Consider the following 21,974-nt stretch of genomic DNA (forward strand, 5'->3'; position numbering starts at 1 on the left):
AAAACGACAATGCCCATGGGAGGGAACGAAAGCATGACCCGGACGATCGCCAAATTCGCAACCGTATCCGCACTGGCCCTGTCGGTGGCGCTTGGCGCCGGGGCGGCGCAGGCCAAGGAGTTCCTGCTGGGCTCCGAACTGCCGCTGACCGGCAGCCTCGCCCGCGTCGGCCAGGGCATGCATGAGGGCATCGCCGTCGCCATCGAGATGGCCAACAAGAGCTATGCCGGCAAGCACAGCTTCAAAGTCCAGACCATCGACGACGAGACCTCCCCGGCCAAGGGCGTAGCGGCGGTGGAGAAGCTGGCCGGCGACGGGGTGGTGGCGATCACCGGCGGCTACGGCTCCAACATCATCGGCCCGGCGTCGGAAGCGGCACAGAAGGCCGGGCTGGTCTACATCACCTCGGGCGGCGTCTCGCCGGAACTGACCCAGCGCGGCTATCCCACCTTCTTCCGCATCAACAACACCGACGGCTACGCGCTGGCGATGATCGGCCTGATCCAGGAGATGGGCGCCAAGAAGGTCTCCATCGTCTATCTGAACAAGGATGCGACCAGCAGCCTCGCCAAGCAGGTGAACACCGCGCTGACCGGCAAGAGCATCACGGTGGGCATGCACGAGTTCGACGGCTCCACCAGCGACTTCAAGCCGCTGATGAACAAGGTGAAGCTGCAGGACCGCCCGGACGTCATCGCCATGGTCGGCTACGAGAACGACTATGTCGGCATCCTGCGCGCCGCCAAGGTGCTGAAACCGCAGGTCAAGGCGGTGGTCGGCGTCTGGTCGCTCGCCACCGCGCAGATGGCCAAGGAATTCCCCGACCTGATGGAGAATGTCTACGGCACCTCCATGCTGCCCTATCCGGTGGAATTCACCCAGCCGGAGGCGGTGGAGTTCGCCGCCACCTATAAGAAGCTGTTCAACAAGGACCCCGACTATCTGGGCCAGTTCGGCTATGTCCAGACCCGCCTGCTGATCGACGCCGTCGTCCGTGCCGACGAGGCCGGGACGCTGGGCAAGGGTGGCCTGCCGGAAGAACTGCGCAAGACCGACGCCAATACCCTGATCGGCCGCGTCACCTTCGACAAGAACGGCGACAACCTGAACTTCACCCACCGCATGGGCCAGCACCAGGGCGGCAAGGTGGTCCTGGTCTGGCCGAGCGACGCCGCCAACGGAAAGATGAACTTCCCGGCGGTTCCGTGGTGAGTGGATACCCCCTCTCCCCCCCGGGGAGAGGGTCGGGGTGAGGGGGATGCACAGCGTGGATATCCCAAGAATCCCTGCTGCGCGACCCCCTCACCCTAACCCTCTCCCCGGGGGGAGAGGGGATGAGGTCCCTCCCCCAAAAGGGCGTAATCCATGCTTGAACTGACGCTCCAGGCACTGTTCTCGGGCCTGCTCGCCGGCGGCTATTACGCGACCGTGGCGGTCGGGCTGGCGCTGGTGTTCGGTACCATGCGGGTCATCAACCTCGCCCATGGCGAGCTGGTGCTGCTGGCCGCCTATGTCGCCTATGCGGCGGAAACCAACTATGGCGTCAACCCAGTGATGGCGATCCCGGTGGCGCTGGTGATCGTCGGGACGGCGTCGGCCATCGTCTATGCGCTGCTCAGCCGGATCAACCAGGACCGCGAGATCAACTCGCTGATCCTCACCTTCGGGCTGGGGATCATCCTGACCAACGCCATCCTGTCGATCTGGGCCGCCGACATCCATTCGACCTCCGACCCCTGGTTCCAGGATTCGATGGTGATCGCCGATACCCTGTTCGCCATGAACGCGGAGGTCGCGGCCTTCATCGGCGGGCTGGTGCTGATGGCCGGCGTCTGGTGGTGGCTGAACCATTCCTGGCAGGGCCGGGCGGTGCGGGCACTGTCGTCGAACCGGGCGGCGGCGACGCTGATGGGCGTCAACCCGCGCAAGATCGAGATCCTGTCCTTCCTGATCGCGGCCCTGCTCGCCACCTTCGCCGGCTTCGCCATCTACACCGGCAAGACCGTCTTCCCGGCCTTGGGCCATGTGCTGACGGTCAAGGCCTTCATCATCACCGTGCTGGCCGGGATGGGGTCGATCCCCGGCGTGCTGATCGGCGCCATCATGATCGGCGTCATCGAATCGCTGACGGTCACCTATCTGTCGGCCTCGCTGCAGGAGTTGGCGGGAATGATCCTGTTCCTGGTCGTGCTGTTCGTCTCGCCCTCGGGCCTGTTCGGCGGCGGGAGGGCACTGGCGCGATGACCAAAACGCTCATGAACCGCATCGTTCTGACCGCGGCCCTCGCCATCGCCTATGTCGGCGTGCCGCTGCTGCTGGGCGGCAACGCCTATGTGCTGGGGCTGATCGTCGCGGCGCTGACCATCGCCGGCGTGGCGGTGGCCTGGGCGCTGCTGGGCAACCTCGGCGGCATGGTCAGCTTCGGCCACGCCGCCTTCTTCGGGGTGGGGTCCTACACCTCGGCCGTGCTGGCGATGAAGCTGGGGGTGCCGGTCTTCGCGGCCATGCTGCTGGGCGGGGTGGGGGCGGCGGTGTCCTCCATCGCCATGCTGCCGGCGCTGCGGCTGCGCGGTCCCTATTTCGCGCTCGCCATCCTCGCCTATGCCCACATCTTCCAGATTCTGGCGACGGAGATGACCGCGGTCACCGGCGGGGCCGGCGGGCTGCTGTCGATCCCGCGCTTTCCCACCCTGCTGGGCTTCGAATTCGGCGAGAAGCTGGGCGGCTACCTGATCGTGCTGACCATCGTGGTGCTGGCGGCGTTCGCCTATGACGCCATCCGGCGCAGCACCTGGGGCCTCGCCCTGAAGGCGATGCACGACACCGAGGTGGCGACCCGCGTCGTCGGCGTGCCCAGCACCCACCTGAAGGCGGCGATGCTGGTGCTGTCGGCCTTCATCACCGGGGTGGTCGGCGCCTTCAACGCCCATTTCATCAGCTTCCTCGACCCCGATTACGCCTTTTCCAGCGGCTGGACCGTGCTGCCCATCGCCGCGGCGATCTTCGGCGGCTACCGCACGGTGTGGGGGCCGGTGGTCGGGGCGTTGGCGATCTATCTGGTCGACCAGTTGCTGTTCAAGCCGATCCTGCCGCACGGCCACCAGATGATCCTGGGCGTGCTGCTCTGCGCCATGATCCTGTTCAGCCCCGGCGGGCTGATGCCGGCCTTGCGCCGCCGCCCGGTGAAGGAGAACCGCCATGCTCACGCTTGAAGGCGTCCAGGTGAATTTCGGCGGCGTGCAGGCGCTGAAGAGCGCCAGCTTCTCCGTCGCGGAGGGCGAGAGCATCGGCTTGGTCGGCCCCAACGGCGCCGGCAAGACCACCCTGTTCAACGTCATCTCCGGCGTGGTGCGGCCGACCGCCGGCCGGCTCGATTTCCGTGGCACCTCTCTCTTGAAGCTGCCGGAATGGAAGCGGGCGCGGCTCGGCATCGGCCGCAGCTTCCAGATCCCGCGCCCCTTCGGCCACTGCACGGTGCGGGAGAACCTGCTGGTGGCCCAACGCTTCGGCGCCGGCAAGAAGGATCCGAAGCGGATCGACGAGATCCTCGACATCCTGAACCTGCGCGACAAGGCCGACCGCGACGCCACCACCGAACTTGCGCTGACCGAGCACAAGGCGCTGGAGGTCGGCAAGGCTCTGGCGACCGAGCCCAGCCTGCTCCTGCTGGACGAGGTGCTGGCCGGGCTTGAGACCAGCAGCAAGCGCGCCTTCATGGAACGGCTGGCGGCGGTGCGCGACCGCTACCGCCTCGCCATGGTCATCATCGAACACGACATCGCCACCATCGCGGCGCTCTGCCCGCGCGTGCTGGTGCTGAATTTCGGCCAGATCATCGCCGACGGCTCCCCCGACGCGGTCTTCCGCGACCCGGAGGTGATCCGCAGCTACACCGGCGAAACCACACTTGCGGAGGCGTCATGACCAACGCGCTCGACATCCTGACGCTTCGGGCCGGCTATGGCGCGATCAACGTGCTGTGGGACGTCTCGCTGTCGGTGGAGACCGGCAAGACGACGGTGATCGTCGGCCCGAACGGGGCCGGCAAGACCACGCTGCTGCGCGCCATCATGGGTCTGGTGCCCGCCACCGCAGGCGACATCCGCGTCGACGGGCAGAGCCGCAAGGCGATGAAGACCTGGGACCGGGTGGCCGACGGGGTGGTGATGATCCCCGAAGGCCGGATGATCTTCCCCGACATGACGGTGGAGGACAACCTGATGATGGGTGCCTTCCCGCCCGGCTGCCGCAGGGATTGGAAGCGCAACAAGGCGATGGTCATGGACATGTTCCCCCGTCTGGCGGAACGGCGCGGCCAGATCGCCGGCACCCTGTCGGGCGGCGAGGCGCAGATGCTCGCCATCGGCCGCGGCCTGATGGAACAGCCCCGCGTCTGCCTGATCGACGAGCCGTCGCTCGGCCTCGCCCCCGTGGTGGTGGACGAGATCTTCCGCATCCTGGCCCGCCTGCGGGCGGAGGGGCTGACCATCCTGCTGGTGGAGCAGAACACCAGCCGCGCGCTGAAGATCGCCGACCACGTCTATCTGATGCAGTCGGGCAAGGTGGTGCTGTCCGAACGCGGCGACCGGGTGGACCTGGAGCGCCTGCACGCGCTTTACTTCGCACACGAAACAGCCGCGTGATGGGACAGGGTATGGACGATCTGATGAACGGGGAGCCGGAATCCGGCTTCCAACGCCTGCTGGGCTACGCCTTGAGTCGCTGGGAGGATGGGGCGGCGGAACTCACCATGGCCATTGACGAGCGCCACCTGAACCGGGCTGGCGTCGTGCATGGCGGCGTCATGACGACGCTTTTGGACACGGTTTCCGGATTTTCGGCAACATACTGTCCCTTCCCCAGCCGGGTGCGCCGGGTGGTGACGCTGTCCTTGTCGACCAGCTTCCTGGGTCAGGCGCGCACCGGTACGCTGGTGGCCACCGGCCGGCTGCGCGGCGGCGGGCGCAAGATCGTCGGGGTGGCGGCGGAACTCCGCCATGGCGACACCGGCGCCCTGATCGCCACGTCGGAAGGCATGTTCAAATACCGGCCGGGCAGCGAGAACCGGGAGGGGACCGAGCTATGAGCGGACAATTGACCGTCACGCACCAGGGCCGCGTGATGGTGCTGACGATGGACGACGCGGCCACCAGGAACGCGCTGGGGCCGGAGATGATGGTCGCCGCGCGCGACGCGCTGACCCAGGCGGCCGAGGATCCGGGGGTTGGCGCCATCGTCCTGACCGGGGCCAACGGCAGCTTCTGTTCCGGCGGCAACCTGGGTCGGCTGCTCGGGAACGCCAAGGCCGATCCGAAGGTGACCCGCGCCAGCCTGGAGCGCTTCCATGGCTGGACCCGCGCCATGCGCGCCTGCCCGAAGCCGGTGATCGCCGCGGTCGAGGGCGCCGCCGCCGGGGCCGGCTTCTCCATCGCGCTCGGCTGCGACCTGATCGTCGCGGCGGAGGATGCGGTGTTCACGCTGGCCTATGTGAAGGTCGGGCTGAACCCGGACGGCGGCGCGTCGGCCTTCCTCGCCCGCGCGGCGACTCCACAGCTGGCGGCCGAGATCATGTTCGAAGGCGGCAAGATCGGCGCGGCCCGGCTGGCCCAGCTCGCCATCGTCAACCGGGTGGTGGCTCCGGGCACCGCGCTTGCCGAAGCCCTGGCCTGGGCGGAGCGGCTGGCCGAGGGGCCGACGCTCGCCATCGGCCGGGCCAAGCGGCTGATCGAAAGCGGCTTCGGCGGACCCGACGACCAGCTCGACCGGGAAGCCGCCTTCTTCGTCGAGGCACTGCATGGGGCGGAGGCGGCGGAGGGCATCACCGCATTCTTCGAGAAGCGGGCTCCCAACTATCCCAGAGGCTGAGCTTATCGTCAGGCCAGCAACGACAGGGTAGGGTCGGGCGGGGTCGGTGCGGCGTTTTCCAGGGCGCGGGCGACATCGGCCGGCGCGCCCGGCAGCCGCAGCGGCTCCGCCCGGCCGGCGAAATACAGGTCGGTGCCTCCATCGGCCGTAACACGCAGGTAGGCGACCGCGATGGGGTTCACCAGAACGGTTTCCCCGGTCGTATCGGTCAGTTCAACGAATGACATTGCGTCTTTCCTCTCTCGCGTCTGGGTAAAACAGGCTGAAATGGTGTATGTTTCCAGCCCGGACGTTCAGTGAGGCGGCATACCCGTAAGGGAGTACCCCTTAGACCTCTTGAACGGAGCGGAACCGCGACAAACATGGGCGGTTCAGTTGATCGAAGCCGAACGCGCTTCGAAAACCGGACGGGACGGGCTATAAGCCCGCACCGTCAATCAAGGGAGCATGCCGTCTTGAAGTTGCTTGTCGTCGAGGACGATCCGCTGATCGGTCCGGCCGTAAAGGCCGTTCTGGAGAATGCGGGCTATACCGTGGTTGGACCGCTGCGCGATGCCGTGAAGGCCGCGCGGGTCGGTGCCCGCGAATGTCCCGACCTGGCGCTGGTCGACGTCAATCTCGCCGGTGGGGAGAATGGTCTCGTGCTCGCCCGGCGGCTGTGGGAGGAAAACGGCGTTCCGTCGCTGCTGATGACCGGCTTCGACCACCATGCGGCCGAAGCCCGCGAATTCGCCATGGGTCTGCTGCGCAAGCCGGTGATGCCGGACGCGCTGGTCCAGGCCGTCGGCGCGGCGGGCGAAATCCTGGGCGGCCTGCGGCCGTCCTCCACGCCGGCGGCGCTGGAAATCTTCCACGGCTCCGTCGCCACCACCGCCAGCCTGAGCGCCGGCAACCTGCCCAAGGCCCGCACGGCCTGACCGGCATCCTGGCGCATCGTCCCCTGAGAACGCCCGCCCCTTCGGCGGGCGTTTTCCTTTTGGGGCAAGATGCCTGCGCAATGATTGCCGGCTGCCGCTGTTGGTTGCGTGGATGACGGAGACGAACTCCCGCCTCCGTCCACGAGTTTCGACGTTCCGTTTCGATGTTCCCGGACTTCGACGTTCCCAGACACCGGCTGCCCATTGCTGCAAGACCAGCGGCAAGGGGCATGCGCAGCGAAAGGAATTGACATGAAGAGCCTGATGATCGGCACCGCCGCCGCTCTTGCCCTGATGGCCGCCCCGGCCTTTGCCGCCGGCAGCAACTCCATCTCCGGCAGCCCCGCCGCGACCAGCGCCGGTCCGAGCACCAACGCCAACCAGACCAACCCGCCCTGCACCTCCAACAACCAGCTCGGCTGCGGCAGCATGGGCGGTGTCGACAGCAACAGCGGCGCCACCAGCGGCTCCAGCGGCTCGTCCTCCAGCGGCTCTTCCATGGGCAGCGGTTCGATGACCGGTTCGGGCTCCTCCAGTTCGACCAACGGCATGGGCGGCAACAGCACGGGCAACAGCGGCTCCATGGGCACCGGCTCCGACGGCCCGGTCGGCACGCAGCAGCCGTCGGGCTCCATGGGCAGTTCGACGGGCGGTTCGGCGGGCGGTTCCTCCTCGGGCACCGGCGGCACGACCCGCTGACGCTCACTATCCCGGCAACGCAAAGGGGCGCGCGATCACTCGCGCGCCCTTTCGTTACGACGCCGGCCTCACCCCTCCTGCGACAGCAGGGCCACCGGCAGGTCGGCGAACAGCGTCGTCGCCATGACCGCGTCACCGCCCTCCACCTCCGCTCCGGTCAGCCGGTTGCGCCAGCGGGTGCCGCGCGGCAGCGGGATCGCGGTGTTGCCCCAGTCCGGGCTTTCTCCCAACTGCCCGACCAGCCGCGGCACCGCCACCAGCACCGTGTCTTCGCCGCTGCGGCGGGCATAGGCCACCACATGGTCGGCGCGGTCCCCGGTCGCCTCCAGCGGCAGATACTCGCCGGCACTGAAGACCTCCGGCATCTCCGCGCGAACCGCCAGTGCCTGCCGGGTGACAGCCAGCTTCACTGCACCGTCGGTCCAACGCTCCAGCAACCCGGACACGGCGCCGCGCTCCACCACCTCCTCGACCTCGTCCAGCAGCTTGCGGCGGGCGTCGTAATCCACCGGCAGGCGGTTGTCGGGATCGACGAGGCTGAGGTTCCACAGCTCGCAGCCCTGGTAGATGTCGGGCACGCCGGGGCTGGTCAGCTTCAGCAGGGCTTGGGACAGCCCATTGACCATGCCGATGCGCGCCAGCGTCGCCTGGAAGGGCAGGAAGGCCTCAAGGAAGGCGTTGCGGCGGGTCACGTCCAGGGCATCGTGGATGAAGCTAACGACCGCCCCCTCATAGGTCTCGTTCGGCGCCGCCCAGGTCGAATGGACCTTGGCCTCGCGCATCGACTTGGTCATGGCGCCGACGATGCGCTCGGCGAAGGCGGTCATCGCCGACTGGTCGATCTGCTCGACCGAGGCGCCGGTCAGTTCCGCTGGCCAGGCACCGAGCAGCAGCTGGTAGAACAGGTATTCGTCGTTGCGGTCGGGCGGGGCGGTGCCCTCCACATCTCCGCGGCGGGCGCGCAGCAGACGGCTCCAGGTCTGCACCTGCCGTTCCCATTCCTCCGGCATCTCCGACAGGGCGTAGAGCCGGGCGCGGGTGTCCTCGCCGCGCTTGGTGTCGTGGGTGGTGCTGGCCAGCATGTTGCCGGGCCAGTTGCGGGCACGGTCCTGGTTGGCGCGGTGGAAGGCGGAGACGCTGACGCCGAAATGGTCGGGATGGCCGCCGACCTCGTTGAGCGCAACCAAGCGGTTGTAGCGGTAGAAGGCGGTGTCCTCCAGCCCCTTCGCCATCACCGGTCCGCTGTACTGCTGGAAGCGCATGGCGAAGCGGGTGACCTGCCGGTGGCTGTAGCCGCTCTTGGGCGCCGCCACCAGATCGGTGGTCAGCAGCCGCTGCAGGAAGTCATAGACCGAGCCGTCCGGTCCCTGCTCCACCCGCCGCGCCTGGGAGATCGCCCAGTCGATGTCGCGGCGGTCGAGGTCGCTCGGCACGCCGCCATCGACATAGGTGCGATAGACTGGAAAGCGGGCGATGGTCTCCTTCAGCGCCTGATGCAGGATGTTGGCGGTGAAGTCGGCGGTGGCCGGGTTGGAGCGGGCGATGCGCGACGCCTTGCGCGACAGCACGTTCAACTCGCTCGCCATCTCGCTTTCCATGATGCGGATCTTGCACTGCCGCACCACCTCTTCGAAATCGTCGCGCCGGCCGATGAAGTCGGCATAGAGGCGGGTGAAGGTCTCCTCCGCCTTGGGATCGACGAACAGGCCGCCCATCAGGTTGGCATATTCGTAGCCGGTGGTGCCGTCGATCGGCCAATCCTCGCGCAGCCGCTCGTGCCGGGCGAGGATCTTCTCCACCACCAGATAGAAGGGCTTGGAAGACGCCGCGACCAGCCGCTCGCAATAGCTCTTGGGGTCGATCAGCCCGTCGATGTGGTCGATGCGGATGCCGTCGAGCGTGCCGTCGGCCACCATGGCCAGCACCATGCGGTGGGCGACGTCGAACAGTTCCTGCTCGTCCATGCGCAGGCCGGCCAACTCGTTGATGTTGAAGAAGCGGCGATAATTGATGTCGTCGGCCGCCACCTTGAAATAGGCGACGCGCCAGTTCTGGCAGGCGATCAGCTCATGCAGATGGCCCCAGGTGTCGATCTCCCCCTGATAGCCGCGGAAGACCGCCAGCCGCTGATTGATCGCGTCGGCCACGTCGGGCCGGGTCGCCACCAGCCCCGCCAGTTCCGCCTTCAGGTCGGACGCACCGCGAAGCTGATGGGGGCGGGCATCCATCAGATGGGTGAAGGCATCGGCGATCCGCTCCAGATCCGGGTGGTCGCTGCCCAGGATGGTGCCGTAATCCTGCGGCCGCACCGGCAGCTTGTGGCTGCCATAGGCCCAGACGGCGAAGCTGCCGGTCTCCGGATCGAAGCGAAGTTCCAGCCCGCCCGACACCAGCACCGCGCCATACTGGTCGCCCAGGAACGGCACCAGGACCTTGCCCTGGAGATAGCGGTAGTCGGATTCCCATTCGATGTCGAAATACCCGGCATACGGGCTATCCGGCCCCCACTCCAGGACATTCAACCACCATTCGTTGTCGCTGCCGCCGACGCCCATGTGGTTGGGGACGAAGTCCAGGATCTGGCCCAGGTTGTTGCGCTTCAGCGCCTCCACCAGATCGCGGAAGTCGTTCTGGTCGCCGACCTCCGGATTCAGTTCGTTGTGATTGACGATGTCATAGCCGTGGGTGCTGCCCGGCCGCGCCTTCATGTAGGGGGAGGCGTAGAGATGACTGACGCCCAGACGGGCGATGTAGTCGGCGATGGCGGCGGTGCGGTCGAAGCCGAACTCGCCATTCAGTTGGACCCGGTACGTCGCACGAGGGATGGGCTTGCCGGCGGCGGGGGCCATGGGTGTGTGCTCCTCGGAATAGGGAAGGGCGTTTTTTATTAGCGGCGAGCAGGGGAAGAGGATTGGCGCGCCGCGGCCAGGATATCGGCGACGGCGGCCGGTTCCGGTGCATCGGCCAGCTCCTCCAGCGTCATCGACAGCTTGCGGCGCCAGTTGGGATACTGGTCGGTGGTGCCGGGCAGATTGACCTGATCGCGCTCGCGGGTCAGGTCGTCCAGCTGCGCCACCGCCAGCGCCGCGTTGGTGCGGGCGAGGAAGGCATGCACCGCATGGTCCAGCGCCGCGTCATAGGGGCTGTCCGGCCCGAACCCGGCGGGCAGGGCGATGTCGGCGGCGCGCAGGGCGTCGATCAGGGCGTTGCGGTCGGCGGCGCGGCGGGCCTGCTGCTTCTCCGCCTCGTCCTCCGCCGGATAGAGGCCCTTCTCGGCTTTCAGTACGATATCGTCGCCCTCCCACCAGCCGCGCAGCGTGGCGAGGTCGTGACTGCCGACGGTGGCGAGCGCCAGTTCCGGATACTCGTCCGGCCCCTTGAAAGCGCCATCCTCCGTCCATTCGAAGAAGACGACGCGGTAACTCAGCACCCCGGCCTCGGTCATCCGCTCGCGGAAACCCTCCGGCACGGTGCCCAGATCCTCGCCGACCACGAGGCAGCGGTGACGCTGGCTTTCCAGCGCCAGGATGCCCAGCAGATCCTCCATCGGATAGGCGACATAGGCGCCTTCGCCCGGCGGGTGGCCGTCGGGGATCCAGTAGACATGCTGCAACGCCATGGCGTGGTCGATGCGCAGCGCACCGGCATGGCGCATGTTGGCGCGGACCAGATCGATGAAGGGCTGATAGCCGGCGGCGCGCAGCGCCTGCGGATGGAAGGGCGGCAGCCCCCAATCCTGCCCGGCCGGGTTGAACAGGTCGGGCGGGGCGCCGACATGGGCGGCGCCGACCACCGCCTCCGGCGTCATCCAGGTCTCCGCCCCGCTGGCATCGGCGCCGACAGCGAGGTCGCGGTAGAAGCCGATGGTCATGCCCAGTTCGGTCGCCCGCTCCGCCGCCACGCGCAGCTGGTCGTCGGCCAGCCATTGCAGCCAGGCGTAATAGGCGACGCGGTCGGAATGCTCCTTGGCGAACCGCTCCACCGCCGGCGCGGTGGCGTCGTGGTAATCCGCCGGCCAGCGGTGCCAATCGGCCTTGCCCTCTTGCGCGAAACGTTCGCGCAAGGCCTGGAAGGTGGCGAACCGCTCCAGCCCGATGCCGCTTTCCGTCCAGAAGGTGTCGAAGGCGGCGCGACGCTCCGGCTTGGCCGATGCCTGGAAATCGGCGAACAGCTTTTCCAGGATCGGCAACTTCAGCTTTGCGACCGCGACGTAGTCGACGTGGGAGGTGGACCGCGCCGCCTCCAGCGCCTGCCGGAACTCCGGCGAGGCCACTTGGCGGCGCAGTTCCGCATCGTCCAGGAACTCCGGAATGGCGGTGACGTCGATGTAGAGCGGGTTCAGGAACAGCCGGCTGGCCGGGGAGTAGGGGCTGGCATGGTCCGGATTGTCGAGGAACATGGCGTGCAGCGGGTTCAACCCGATCACCGCCGCCCCGCGCGCCGCCGCGATGTCGGCCAGTGTCCGCAAATCCCCGAAATCGCCGATGCCCCAGTCATGGTCGCTGCGCAGGGTGTAGAGCTGCGCCGACAGGCCCCACAGCTTCTCCCCCACCAGCATCGGCGTCGGCAGATGGCAACGGGCGGGCGCCAGGATCAGGCGGGTTTCGGCGGTGCCATGCTCCGTCTCCACCCGCAGCGTGTGGTAGCCGGCCTTGCCCAGTTTGCCCAGCGGCAGCCGCCGCTCGGCATAGGTCACGTCGCCGGCGGTGATGCAGCGGCAGCGCGGCAGGCTGGCGAAGCCGACGACGCCGCTCTGCGTCTCTCCGCTTTCCAGCGTCAGGGTGTAGCGCAGGGTGCGGGTGCCGTGGGGCAGGGTGACCGGCACGGTGACCGCCGCTCCGGCGCGGCGGACCACCGCCGGGGGCAGGGCGCGGCCATACTCCTCCTCGTCCAGCCGGTCGAGATGGGCCAGCGCGGCGGCCTCATCGCCCGCCTCTACCCCCATCGCCGATAACAGGGCGCGGATGGTCTCCTCGCTGGCCGTCACCGTCTCCCCGGCGGCATTGTCGAAGGAGCGTTCCACCCCCATGCGGTCGGCCAGCCGGTCGAGCGCCGAGGCCTCCTCCAGCCACAGCACCACCGACCAGGGCCCGAGCGTATCGCCGGAAAGCCCGGCGCCTTCGGACCACAGCACACGCCCCGACGCCTCCGGGAAGCCGGCGGCCGGCGTGTCGCCGAGATTGGCGAAGGCGTGCAGGCGGCTGCCGTCGCCCAGCTTCCAGCAGACGGTCAGCCCGGTCTTGCCGACCGCCTTATGGCTCGACGCACCGCCGGGAACCGCGTCCAGCCGCGGCACGATCTCCGCCCGGCGCACTGCCAGTGCCCGGCGATACCAGTCGAGCCAATTCGCATGCTCCGCCTGTCCGCGGGCATCCCAGTCCAGCTTCGCCGACTCCGCGGTCTCCGGCGCGGTGGGGTCGGGGATGCGGGCGCGGGCGTCGGGGTTCTGGAATTCGGGGAACTTGGCGAATTCCTCCGCCCGGCCCTTGCGCACCGCCTCCGCCAACTCCTCGCCGAAGTCGCAGAAGAAGGGAAAGGGCTTGGCCGACGCCCATTCCTCGCCCATGAACAGCATGGGGATGCCGGGACCCAGCAGATAGAGGATGGTGGCGGCGCGCACCGCCTCGGCCTTGGCGATGTGGGTGATGCGCTCGCCGAAGGCCCGGTTGCCGATCTGGTCGTGGTTCTGGATGAAGGTGACGAAGGCGGTCGGCGGCAGATGGGCCGACGGCTCCCCGCGCAACTCGCCGTCGCGATAGGCCGACGGATCGCCCTGGAAGGCGAAGCCCTCCGCCAGCGCGCGGCCCCATTTGGCCGGGTCATGGGCGTAGTCGGCATAATAGCCGCCATCCTCGCCGGTCGCCGCGCTGTGCAGGCAGTGGTGCAGGTCGTCGTTCCACTGGGCGGTGTGCCAGCGCGGATCGCCCTCGCGGTGGCGGGCCAGGAAGCGTGCCTGATTGGCGTCGTTCTCCAGCACCAGATGGACATGGCGCTGGTTCTGGAAATGGCCGTGCACCCGCTCCGCCAGTTCCTCCAGCACGTGGCGGTCACTGTCGTCGATGATGGCGTGGACCGCGTCCAGCCGCAGCCCGTCGAGGTGATATTCCTCCAGCCAATAGAGCGCATTGTGGACGAAGAAGTCGCGCACCGGCCCGCTGCGCTCGCCATCCACATTGATCGCCGCCCCCCACGGCGTCTTGTGACGGTCGGTGAAGAAGCTGTCGGCGAAGGCGTGGAGGTAATTCCCCTCCGGCCCGAAATGGTTGTAGACGACGTCGAGGAAGACCATCAGCCCACGGGCGTGCGCCTCCTGCACCAGCGTCTTCAGATCCTCCGGCCGGCCATAGGCGCTGTCCGGCGCGAAGGGCAGCACCCCGTCATAGCCCCAGTTGCGCGTGCCGGGGAAATCGGCCACCGGCATCAGCTCGATGGCCGTGATACCCAACTCGACCAGATCGTCCAGCCGCTCGATGGCGGAGAGGAAGGTGCCTTCCGGGGTGAAGGTGCCGACATGCAACTCGTACAGCACCGTCTCGTGCCAAGGCCGTCCGGTCCAGGCGGCGTCTGTCCAGGCATGCACGCCGGGGTCGATCACCTCAGACGCGCCATGCACGTCGTCCGGCTGGAAACGGGAGGCCGGATCCGGCACCGCCAGCCCATCCGGCAGGACGAAGCGGTAACGGCTGCCCGCCTGCGCCCGCGCGGTGGTCAGGCTGAACCAGCCGTCATGCTGGCTTTCCATCGCCAGTGGCGGCCCGCCATCGTCGAGCGACAGCAGGACCGACGCCGCCGTCGGCGCCCAGAGGGAGAAACGGACGGACCCGTCGGCCTGTACCTCCGCACCGAAGGGCATGGAATGGCTGCGGCGGCGCTCGTCCACCGGGGGAATGCGGTCGCGGTCGCGGCTGGCGATCTCCGGCCCGGCATCGGCGCGGATGATGGCGGTGACGCCGGCCAGCGGGATCGCCACCCAGCCCGGCCGGTTGGCAAGCTCGTATCCGACCTCGTACAACGCCTTTTCCAGCAGGAACAGCTTCAGCAGCGGCGCGGCGGCTTGCGGATCGCGCGGGAAGCCGGGACAGTCGCCGATTGCGGTGCGATAACCGTCGAGGAAGGCGGCCGACGCCGCCCCCTCCCACCAGGACAGCCACGCGACACGAGCATCACGCGACGGGCCATCCAGCCCGGCCGGGACCGCCTCGCGCGCCATGGCGGCGGCATAGGCGATGGAGCGCAGCATGCCGGCGACATCGCGCAGGATGCAGTGCTTGGCCCGCCTCTCGGCCAGCGGGCGCATCGGTTCGCCTTCGAAATCGACGATCTGCACGTCGCCGCGCGACACCAGCACCTGACCCAGATGATAGTCCCCGTGCAGCCGCATGGCGCTGAGATCGGCGTTCGCGGGGATCAGCGCGTCGATCTGCGCCATCACTGCCGCCTCGCTCGCCGCCAGGGCGGCGGCCTGCGCGGCAATCGCCGGGTCCAGCGTCTGCTTATCCACTTGCCCCGCAGCGCGCAGCCGTTCCAGCACGCGCTTCGCCAGGGTCCGCACCCCGGCCGCCCACTCCGTCAGCCGCTCCGCCGTCGCCGGCTCAGGCGTGAAGGCGTCGCCGCCGCCGGGGGTGGCGAGCGCCCGGTGAAGCTCCGCCGTCCGCTGGCCCAGCAGGCGAAGGAAGCCGACGCTGTCGACATCGGCGGCCTGCGCCGCCTCGCTATCCTCGAAGCTGGCGACGCGGTCGTTCAGGTAACCGGTGACATGACCCCAGGCGTCCTTCGCCTCCGGCACCAGCTCCTGCATGACGCACAGCGTGGTGGAGCCGGAGCTGTTGGACCGCTCGACCCAGCCCAGCAGGGCCGGCGTGTTGGGGAACTGCGCCACCTCGGTCAGGAAGCGGCTGACCTCCAGTTCGGGGTGCATGCCGGGTTCCAGCTTGCGCAACCCCTTCAAAATGGCGGCGTCCCCGACGCGGATGGAGGTGTTGGACTGTTCGGCAGTCATCCGATGCAGCGGGGCGTCGGCATGCAACCGTTCGGCCAGCGCCTCGCAGGCGCGGGTGTGGCCGGCGGTCAGGCCGGCGGACAGCGCGGTTTCGCTGGGTTCGGGATCTCGCTTCAGAATGGCGCCCAGCAGCGCGCGGACCACGCCGTCATCGGCATAGCCGTCGCGCAGGCGCCCCGGGACCGGCAGGTCCTTGGAGCCTGCGATCACCGACGCATCCTCGCCGGTGCCGCGGTCGAGGATCAGGGGAAGCTGGTAGAGCTGCGGCTCCCGCCCCGGCGGCTCCACCCGCAACAGGCAGAGCTGCGCCTGCGATCCGCCGGCGAGCGGCAGCGGCAGGGCGTCGACGATGCGCACGACCGGCCGTCCGGCGTCCTTTGCCGCGTACCAGCGGCGGGTCAGCAGATGGTCAGGCAGCAGGTCGTCCTGGAGGCGGGACAGGATCCCGCTTTCCAGCGGGTTGGCCAAAACAGTTGCTTGGGCATGTGGCTGCGGCGCGGTGGGCACGAGGGCTCCTCCCCTGTTGAGCGCTGGGTGGCACGTCGCTCAAACAGCACGGCGGGGAGAAATTCCCGCACCCGCGAAGCCGCTTCCACGAACGACCGCGCCCTTCTCCCGAAAGAGTGGTCAGACGGTCCGCGGGTGGTGCGGCAGATGGGCGAGACGGCCGATCCGCTCGGCCACTTGCAGGGCCTCGACCACGTCGTCCAACCGGCCGTCGCGCATCAGATTGTGTGCGTGGGTGTTCAGCGCGGCGACGACGGCCCGCTCATCGGACACCCCGCGGGCCGGCTTCCCGTCGGGATCGAGCACGGTGGCGCCCAGCGCCGCCATGGCCTCCGCGGTCAGGTTCACGGCCTCGGACAGGGCCTCTTCGTCGTCTTCCGCTGCGGTCAGGATCGGTTCCAGAAGCTCCGCAAGGAGACGGGGGGTCATGGTGCTAATCCTCGGTGACATTCTAAGGCCGTCCCCTTCGACGTCGGTGCTGTGTGGTCTTCAGTACAACAGCCGAAACGAAGGAAAGGTCCGCCCGGCCGAGCTGTCCGAAAGCCGGTTTCCTGAAGCATGGGGAAGGCTGCCGGACATGTGAAGCGACATGGGAACCGGGGGCGCAACCGGCAAGCGGAACCGGATGTCAACTGCACGGATGGGAGAAGGAAGGGGGCGGCCATCCACCGCAGGACGTGATGAGTTGTGGAAAATTCCTTTTTATTTCGCAAAAATACATTTGCATTCCGATTGTGGCGCGTACCAAGCGAGCAGAGTCCACCGAAAATCCAGGATAACGTTGCAATGGGCCTTCCGAACAGAGCATCCGGCATGGATGATCGGCAATCGATCACACAGGGTAGCGAACGTGCGCCCGTTGACGGAAGCGGTGGCGGGGGCCATCCTCCTAGTATGGACGACCTGACCCGACGCGTTGACCGGCTGGAAACCATCCTTGATCAGATGGCGCCGACGCTTGCACGGATTGACGAGCGGTTGAAATCCCTGGCGACAAAGGAGGATGTCGCCAAGGTGGGGGAACGTGTCGCCAAGGTCGAGGGCGCGGTCGAAAAGCTCCCGACCACACTTCATCTGCTGGGCTTCATCGTCAGCGTGCTGGCGCTCGCGGGGATCGCGAAGTTCCTGCATCTCTGAGGAGGATCCCTAACAGTGCAGGGACTCACTCGATGAAATCCTCCCGGCTCAGCCCGTAGCGTTTCAGCTTGTCGTAGAAGGTCTTGCGCGGGATGTTCAGCGCCTCGATGGCGGCCTTCACGCTGCCACGATGGCGGGCGAGTTCGGACTGGATCAGCCCCTTCTCGAACAAGTCGACCTGTTCGGCTAGCGACAGCGCCGACGGTGCCGACACCGGTGCTGGCGCCACATCCTCCAGCCCCAGCACGAAGCGGTCGGCGGCGTTGCGCAGTTCGCGGACGTTGCCGGGCCATTCCTGGCTCATCAGCCGCTGCATCTGCTCGCGGGTGGGCACACGCGGCTCGCGGTTGTAGCGGGCGGCGGCCTGGGCGACGAAATGCTGGAACAGCAGCGGGATGTCGTCCCGCCGTTCCCGCAAGGGTGGGATGGTCAGCACCACGACGTTCAGCCGGTAATAGAGGTCGGCGCGGAATTTCCCCTCGTCCGCCGCCTGCCGCAGATCCGCCTTGGTGGCGGCGACCACCCGCAGATCGACCGGCACCTGCTCGTTCGATCCCAGCGGTTCGACGACCCGCTCCTGGATCACCCGCAGCAGCTTGACCTGCAGGGCCAGCGGCATGCTTTCGATCTCATCCAGGAACAGAGTGCCGCCGCCGGCATGCTCGATCCGGCCGACCCGGCGCTTGGCGGCCCCGGTGAAGGCGCCGGCCTCGTGCCCGAAAAGCTCGCTCTCGAAGATCGTCTCCGGCATGGCTCCGCAATTCAGCGCGACGAAGGGGTTCTTGCGCCGGCCGCTGGCGGCGTGCAGCGCACGGGCCACCATCTCCTTGCCGGTGCCGGTCTCGCCGAACACCAGAACGTCGGCATCGGTGTCGGCAACCGCGGCGATGGTGGCGCGCAGCCGCTCGATTCCCGCCGTGCGGCCGACGATGGTCTCCGCCGGATCGGCCCCGCCGGCGATCTGCGCCCGCAGCCTGCGGTTCTCCAGCACCAGCCGCCGCTTCTCCACTGCGCGCCGGGCGATCTCGGTCAGCCGGTCGGACGGAAAGGGCTTTTCCAGGAAATCGTAGGCGCCGTTGCGCATCGCCTCCACCGCCATCGGCACATCGCCATGGCCGGTGATCAGGATGACCGGCAGGTCGGGGTCGATCTCCTGCACCCGCGCCAGCAGGGCCAGCCCATCCATCTGCGGCATGCGCACGTCGGTGACGAGGCAGCCCGGCCAGCCGCGGCCGAGATGGCGCAGAGCCCGCTCCGCCCCGTCGCAGGCCGTCACCTCGAACCCCGCCAGTTCCAGCGCCTGCTGCCCGGCCAGACGCACCGCACGCTCGTCGTCGACGAACAGCACGGCGCCGGCGGCCTCGGGAATGGGCTGACTCATATGGCCTGCTCCGTGGTGGTGAGCCGCAGGGTGAAGACCGCGCCTTGGCCCGGTTTCCCGTTGCGGTTGGCGGCGGTCAGGCTGCCGCCGAAATCCTCGACGATGCCGTGGCTGATCGACAGCCCCAGCCCCAGCCCCTCGCCGGCTTCCTTGGTGGTGAAGAAGGGTACGAACAGCCGGGGCAGATCGGCCTCGGCGATACCGCCGCCGGTGTCGGCGACGCTCAGCAGCGCTTCGCCCTCCGCCGTGACCAGCCCGATGCGCAAGCGGCGCACCGGACAGCCGCGCATGGCGTCGGCGGCATTGCCGATCAGGTTGACCAGCACCTGCTGCAGCCGCACATCCTCCGCCACCACCCGGACCGGCTGATCGGGCAGATCGGCCTCGACCGTGATGTCCTCGCGCCGCAGCTTGGATTCCAGCAGGGCAAGCGCCTGGCTCACCGCGCCCTGCACCGACACCGGCCCCAGCGTGCCGGAGGCGCGGCGGGCGAATCCCTTCAACTGGCGGGTGATGGCGGCCATGCGGTCGGTCAGTTCGGCGATCTCCGCCAGATTGCCGCGCACCGCGTCCATCCGCCCGCGCTCCAGCAGGACCACGGCGTTGTCGGCGAAGCTGCGCATGGCGGCCAGCGGCTGGTTGATCTCGTGCGCGATGCCGGCCGACATCTGGCCCAGCGCCGCCAGCTTGGCCGCCTGGGTCAGCTCGTTCTCCGCCGCGCGCAGATCGGCGGTTGCGGCGGCGACCCGGCGCTCCAGTTCCGCCCGCGATTCCTCCTGCAGGGCGATCCGCTCGACCAGGGCTACCCGGCGCAGCGCCACCGCATAGGCGGTGAGCGCGACCATCGCCACCGCCGCCGCCGCCAGCAGACCGGCGACCCAGGCGCGGGCGGTCACCGGGTCCAGGCTGGTCAGGCTGTGCAGGGTCCAATCGCCGCCGGGCATGGCGACGGAGGTCAGCAGATAGCGCCGCGGCCCGCCCTTTTCCTCCAGCGCGATGCGGTCGGAGGCGCCGCCGAAGGCCCAGGGCAGCACGTCCAGCCCCTCGCTGGTGCCTTCCGGCACGATGGGCAGGCTGATCGGCAGCCGGCGGGGCAGAGCGTGATAGCGCCACGAGGGCATGTTGGTGATGAACACGACCCCGTCGCGGTCGGTCACCAGCAGCTTTTCCTGCCCCGGAGTCCAGCCGCGCTCCAGCCGGTCGAACCCCAGCTTCAGCACCACCGCCCCCACTGTGCGGTTTTCCGCCACCACCCGATTCGCCGTGTAATAGCCCGGCACCAGCGAGGTGGTGCCCAGCGCGAAATGGTGCCCTTCCCCCTGGTCCATCGCCATGCGGAAATAGGGACGGTAGGAGAAATTCTCGCCCACGAAGCTGGCGGCGCTGTTCCAGTTGCTGGCCGCCAGCGTCGTCCCCTTGGCGTCCATCACGTAAAGCGCCAGCGCGTCCAGCGCCTGGGCAATGCCCTGCAGCTTGCGGTTCAGCCGGTCGACCGCGGCCGGCGTCGGGTTGACCAGCAGGGCGCGCACCTCCTCGTCCTGCGCCAGCGCCAGGGGAACGGCGGCATGACGCTCCAGCTCCGCCCGCAGGTTGGCGTTGTAGAGCGCCAATTGCGCCCGCGCGCTGTCCTTCAGATCGTCCAGCGCCACGGACGAGGCCCAGCCCGCCGCCAAAGCCGCCGCCGCCGGGACGCCCAGCAGCAGCGCCACCATCAGCAGCCGGCGCGGCCGTTCCAGCGCCCGGGCGACCAGCTGCGCCGCCGGCGACAACGTCGCGGCGGGGGAGGGAAGGGCGGTCGAATCTGTCGCCGTGCCGGTCGGATTGCTAAGCAACGTCTTCCCTGATCCTGCTGCGCCGCAACATTGATGCCGCAGCGCTGTGAAGTGTGCGGATTTTCGCACATCGCCGGACCCCCTGTCGTGCGGATTCTCGCCCTCGGCCATTCGGCAAATGCTTGATGTTGCTGGATTCAGCAATTGGCCCACCGCTTGCTTTCACAGGCAATCAGTTGGGGTCCGCCCGCCCAGCCGGCGCCGAATGCCGGACGAAAGAACGGGCACCCCGCCAGGAACGCCGTTCTGAGGAACGCCACGAGGAGAGCAACATGAGCGCCGACGTGACCGCCGCCCGCCCGGGCACGGTGAAGAAGCCCTTCTACACCAACCTGACCGTCCAGGTTCTGACCGCCATCAGCATCGGCATCCTGCTGGGGCACTTCTACCCGGCCATTGCGGTGCAGATGAAGCCGCTGGGCGACCTGTTCATCAAGATGGTCAAGATGGTGATCGGCCCGATCGTCTTCCTGACGGTGGTGACCGGCATCTCCTCGATCGGCAACCTGAAGAAGGTCGGCAAGGTCGGCGGCAAGGCCCTGCTGTATTTCGAGGTGGTGACGACCTTCGCGCTCGGCATCGGGCTGCTGGTCGTCAACCTCGTCCGACCCGGCGCCGGCATGAACATCCTGCCGGGTCAGCTGAAGGCCGACGCGGTACAGAAATACGCCACCTCCGCCCATGAGCACGGCTTCATCGACTTCGTCGTCGGCATCGTGCCGGACAATGTCGTCGGCGCCTTCGTCCAGGGCGACATGCTGCAGATCCTGTTCTTCGCAGTGGTGTTCGGCGTCGCCCTGTCCGCCATGGGCCAGAAGGGCAAGCTGGTCGAGGACATCTTCGACAAGATCGGCCATGCCCTGTTCGGCGTGATCGGCATCCTGATGCGCGTCGCCCCGGTCGGTGCCTTCGGCGCCATGTCCTTCACCATCGGCAAGTACGGCATCTCGTCGCTGACGGCGCTGGGCCAGCTGATGGCGTCGGTCTATCTCACCATGGCGATCTTCATCTTCGTCGTGCTGGGCGGCATCGCCAAGGCCTATGGCTTCAGCATCTGGAACTTCATCCGCTACATCCGCCAGGAACTGCTGATCGTGCTCGGCACCTCCTCCTCGGAGTCCGTGCTGCCGCGCATGATGGAGAAGATGCAGAAGTTCGGCTGCTCCAAGCATGTCGTCGGTCTGGTGATCCCCACCGGCTATTCCTTCAACCTGGACGGCACCTCGATCTACCTGTCGATGGCGGCGATCTTCATCGCCCAGGCCTTCAACGTCGACCTGACGATCTGGCAGCAGCTCTACATCCTCGTCATCCTGATGCTGACCTCCAAGGGTGCGGCGGCGGTCACCGGCGGCGGCTTCGTGACGCTGGCCGCCACCCTGTCGGCCACCGGCGTCCTGCCGATCGAGGGTCTGGCCCTGCTGCTGGGCGTCGACCGCTTCATGTCGGAGGCCCGCGCGCTGACCAACCTGATCGGCAACGGCGTCGCCACCGTCGTCGTCGCCAAGATGGAAGGCGAGTTCGACGAGAGCAAGGCGGTCGCCGAATACCAGCAGCACTTCAAGGAGCCGGCATTGGCCCGGATCTGACGACCCGCCGCAAACGCGCGGCACATATGCGGGCGCCGGATTTGGAAA

17 protein-coding genes are annotated in these 21,974 nt (G+C 68.0%); 11 read left to right on the plus strand and 6 right to left on the minus strand.

The genetic code is table 11. From position 1 onward, the window contains the following. Positions 1-33 precede the first annotated feature (33 nt). The 7 genes from B9N97_RS03970 (at position 34) to B9N97_RS04000 (ending at position 5,865) form a co-directional block, all read left to right on the plus strand. Positions 34-1,212 carry an ABC transporter substrate-binding protein gene (locus B9N97_RS03970; protein WP_085083608.1) on the plus strand — a complete coding sequence of 393 codons (1,179 nt, stop codon included), beginning with the start codon at positions 34-36 and terminating at the stop codon, positions 1,210-1,212. 153 nt (positions 1,213-1,365) lie between these two features. Then, a complete protein-coding gene (locus B9N97_RS03975) occupies positions 1,366-2,244 on the plus strand; it encodes a branched-chain amino acid ABC transporter permease (RefSeq protein ID WP_085083610.1) in 879 nt (292 codons plus the stop codon). Further along, positions 2,241-3,212: a branched-chain amino acid ABC transporter permease gene (locus B9N97_RS03980; RefSeq protein WP_085083612.1), complete on the plus strand. Its 972-nt coding sequence runs from the start codon at positions 2,241-2,243 to the stop codon at positions 3,210-3,212. Before B9N97_RS03975 ends, B9N97_RS03980 begins: the two co-directional genes overlap by 4 nt. Next, entirely contained in the window at positions 3,199-3,924 is a 726-nt protein-coding gene (locus tag B9N97_RS03985; protein ID WP_085083614.1) for an ABC transporter ATP-binding protein, read from the plus strand. Before B9N97_RS03980 ends, B9N97_RS03985 begins: the two co-directional genes overlap by 14 nt. Then, the gene (locus B9N97_RS03990; RefSeq protein WP_085083616.1) at positions 3,921-4,643 is read left to right on the plus strand and encodes an ABC transporter ATP-binding protein; all 723 of its coding nucleotides are present in this window, start codon (positions 3,921-3,923) and stop codon (positions 4,641-4,643) included. The genes B9N97_RS03985 and B9N97_RS03990 overlap by 4 nt, the downstream gene beginning before the upstream one ends. A gap of 11 nt (positions 4,644-4,654) precedes the next feature. Continuing rightward, the gene (locus tag B9N97_RS03995; RefSeq protein ID WP_167393187.1) at positions 4,655-5,086 is read left to right on the plus strand and encodes a PaaI family thioesterase; all 432 of its coding nucleotides are present in this window, start codon (positions 4,655-4,657) and stop codon (positions 5,084-5,086) included. Continuing rightward, positions 5,083-5,865 (plus strand): oxepin-CoA hydrolase, alternative type, encoded by a 783-nt coding sequence (locus B9N97_RS04000; protein WP_085083621.1) that lies wholly within the window; start codon positions 5,083-5,085, stop codon positions 5,863-5,865. The genes B9N97_RS03995 and B9N97_RS04000 overlap by 4 nt, the downstream gene beginning before the upstream one ends. Positions 5,866-5,873: 8 nt before the next feature. Here the strand turns inward: B9N97_RS04000 and B9N97_RS04005 are convergent, their stop codons facing one another. After that, on the minus strand, positions 5,874-6,092 hold the full coding sequence (locus B9N97_RS04005) for a hypothetical protein (RefSeq protein WP_085083623.1): 219 nt from the start codon (positions 6,090-6,092) through the stop codon (positions 5,874-5,876). Positions 6,093-6,320: 228 nt separating this feature from the next. Here B9N97_RS04005 and B9N97_RS04010 point away from each other — a divergent pair, with 228 nt between their 5' ends. Further along, positions 6,321-6,782 (plus strand): response regulator, encoded by a 462-nt coding sequence (locus tag B9N97_RS04010; protein WP_085083625.1) that lies wholly within the window; start codon positions 6,321-6,323, stop codon positions 6,780-6,782. Positions 6,783-7,034: 252 nt separating this feature from the next. Further along, complete coding sequence (locus B9N97_RS04015) at positions 7,035-7,481, plus strand: hypothetical protein (protein WP_085083627.1); 447 nt, start codon at positions 7,035-7,037, stop codon at positions 7,479-7,481. 68 nt (positions 7,482-7,549) lie between these two features. Here B9N97_RS04015 and treY read toward each other — a convergent pair whose 3' ends face one another. The 3 genes from treY to B9N97_RS04030 all read right to left on the minus strand — a co-directional run bounded on the left by treY (position 7,550) and on the right by B9N97_RS04030 (position 16,416). Further along, the gene (gene treY / locus B9N97_RS04020; RefSeq protein ID WP_085083629.1) at positions 7,550-10,330 is read right to left on the minus strand and encodes a malto-oligosyltrehalose synthase; all 2,781 of its coding nucleotides are present in this window, start codon (positions 10,328-10,330) and stop codon (positions 7,550-7,552) included. A 38-nt stretch (positions 10,331-10,368) separates the two neighbouring features. Further along, positions 10,369-15,987 carry a malto-oligosyltrehalose trehalohydrolase gene (gene treZ / locus B9N97_RS04025; protein ID WP_085083631.1) on the minus strand — a complete coding sequence of 1,873 codons (5,619 nt, stop codon included), beginning with the start codon at positions 15,985-15,987 and terminating at the stop codon, positions 10,369-10,371. Positions 15,988-16,107: 120 nt separating this feature from the next. Continuing rightward, positions 16,108-16,416, minus strand: a complete 309-nt coding sequence (locus B9N97_RS04030; protein ID WP_085083633.1) for a hypothetical protein — start codon at positions 16,414-16,416, stop codon at positions 16,108-16,110. Between the two features lie 465 nt (positions 16,417-16,881). Between B9N97_RS04030 and B9N97_RS04035 the strand changes: the two genes are divergently transcribed. Next, a complete protein-coding gene (locus B9N97_RS04035; RefSeq protein ID WP_244560543.1) occupies positions 16,882-17,124 on the plus strand; it encodes a hypothetical protein in 243 nt (80 codons plus the stop codon). 25 nt (positions 17,125-17,149) lie between these two features. Here the strand turns inward: B9N97_RS04035 and B9N97_RS04040 are convergent, their stop codons facing one another. Both B9N97_RS04040 and B9N97_RS36645 read right to left on the minus strand, forming a co-directional pair. Next, entirely contained in the window at positions 17,150-18,505 is a 1,356-nt protein-coding gene (locus tag B9N97_RS04040) for a sigma-54-dependent transcriptional regulator (protein WP_085083637.1), read from the minus strand. Next, positions 18,502-20,337 (minus strand): ATP-binding protein, encoded by a 1,836-nt coding sequence (locus tag B9N97_RS36645; RefSeq protein WP_280174733.1) that lies wholly within the window; start codon positions 20,335-20,337, stop codon positions 18,502-18,504. The genes B9N97_RS04040 and B9N97_RS36645 overlap by 4 nt, the downstream gene beginning before the upstream one ends. 272 nt (positions 20,338-20,609) lie before the next feature. On the opposite strand from B9N97_RS36645, the gene B9N97_RS04050 reads away from it, so the two are divergent. After that, complete coding sequence (locus B9N97_RS04050; RefSeq protein ID WP_143266350.1) at positions 20,610-21,926, plus strand: dicarboxylate/amino acid:cation symporter; 1,317 nt, start codon at positions 20,610-20,612, stop codon at positions 21,924-21,926. Positions 21,927-21,974: the final 48 nt, after the last annotated feature.

The sequence above is a fragment of the Azospirillum oryzae genome (genome assembly GCF_900177515.1).
GTDB classification, from domain to species: Bacteria; Pseudomonadota; Alphaproteobacteria; order Azospirillales; family Azospirillaceae; genus Azospirillum; species Azospirillum oryzae_A.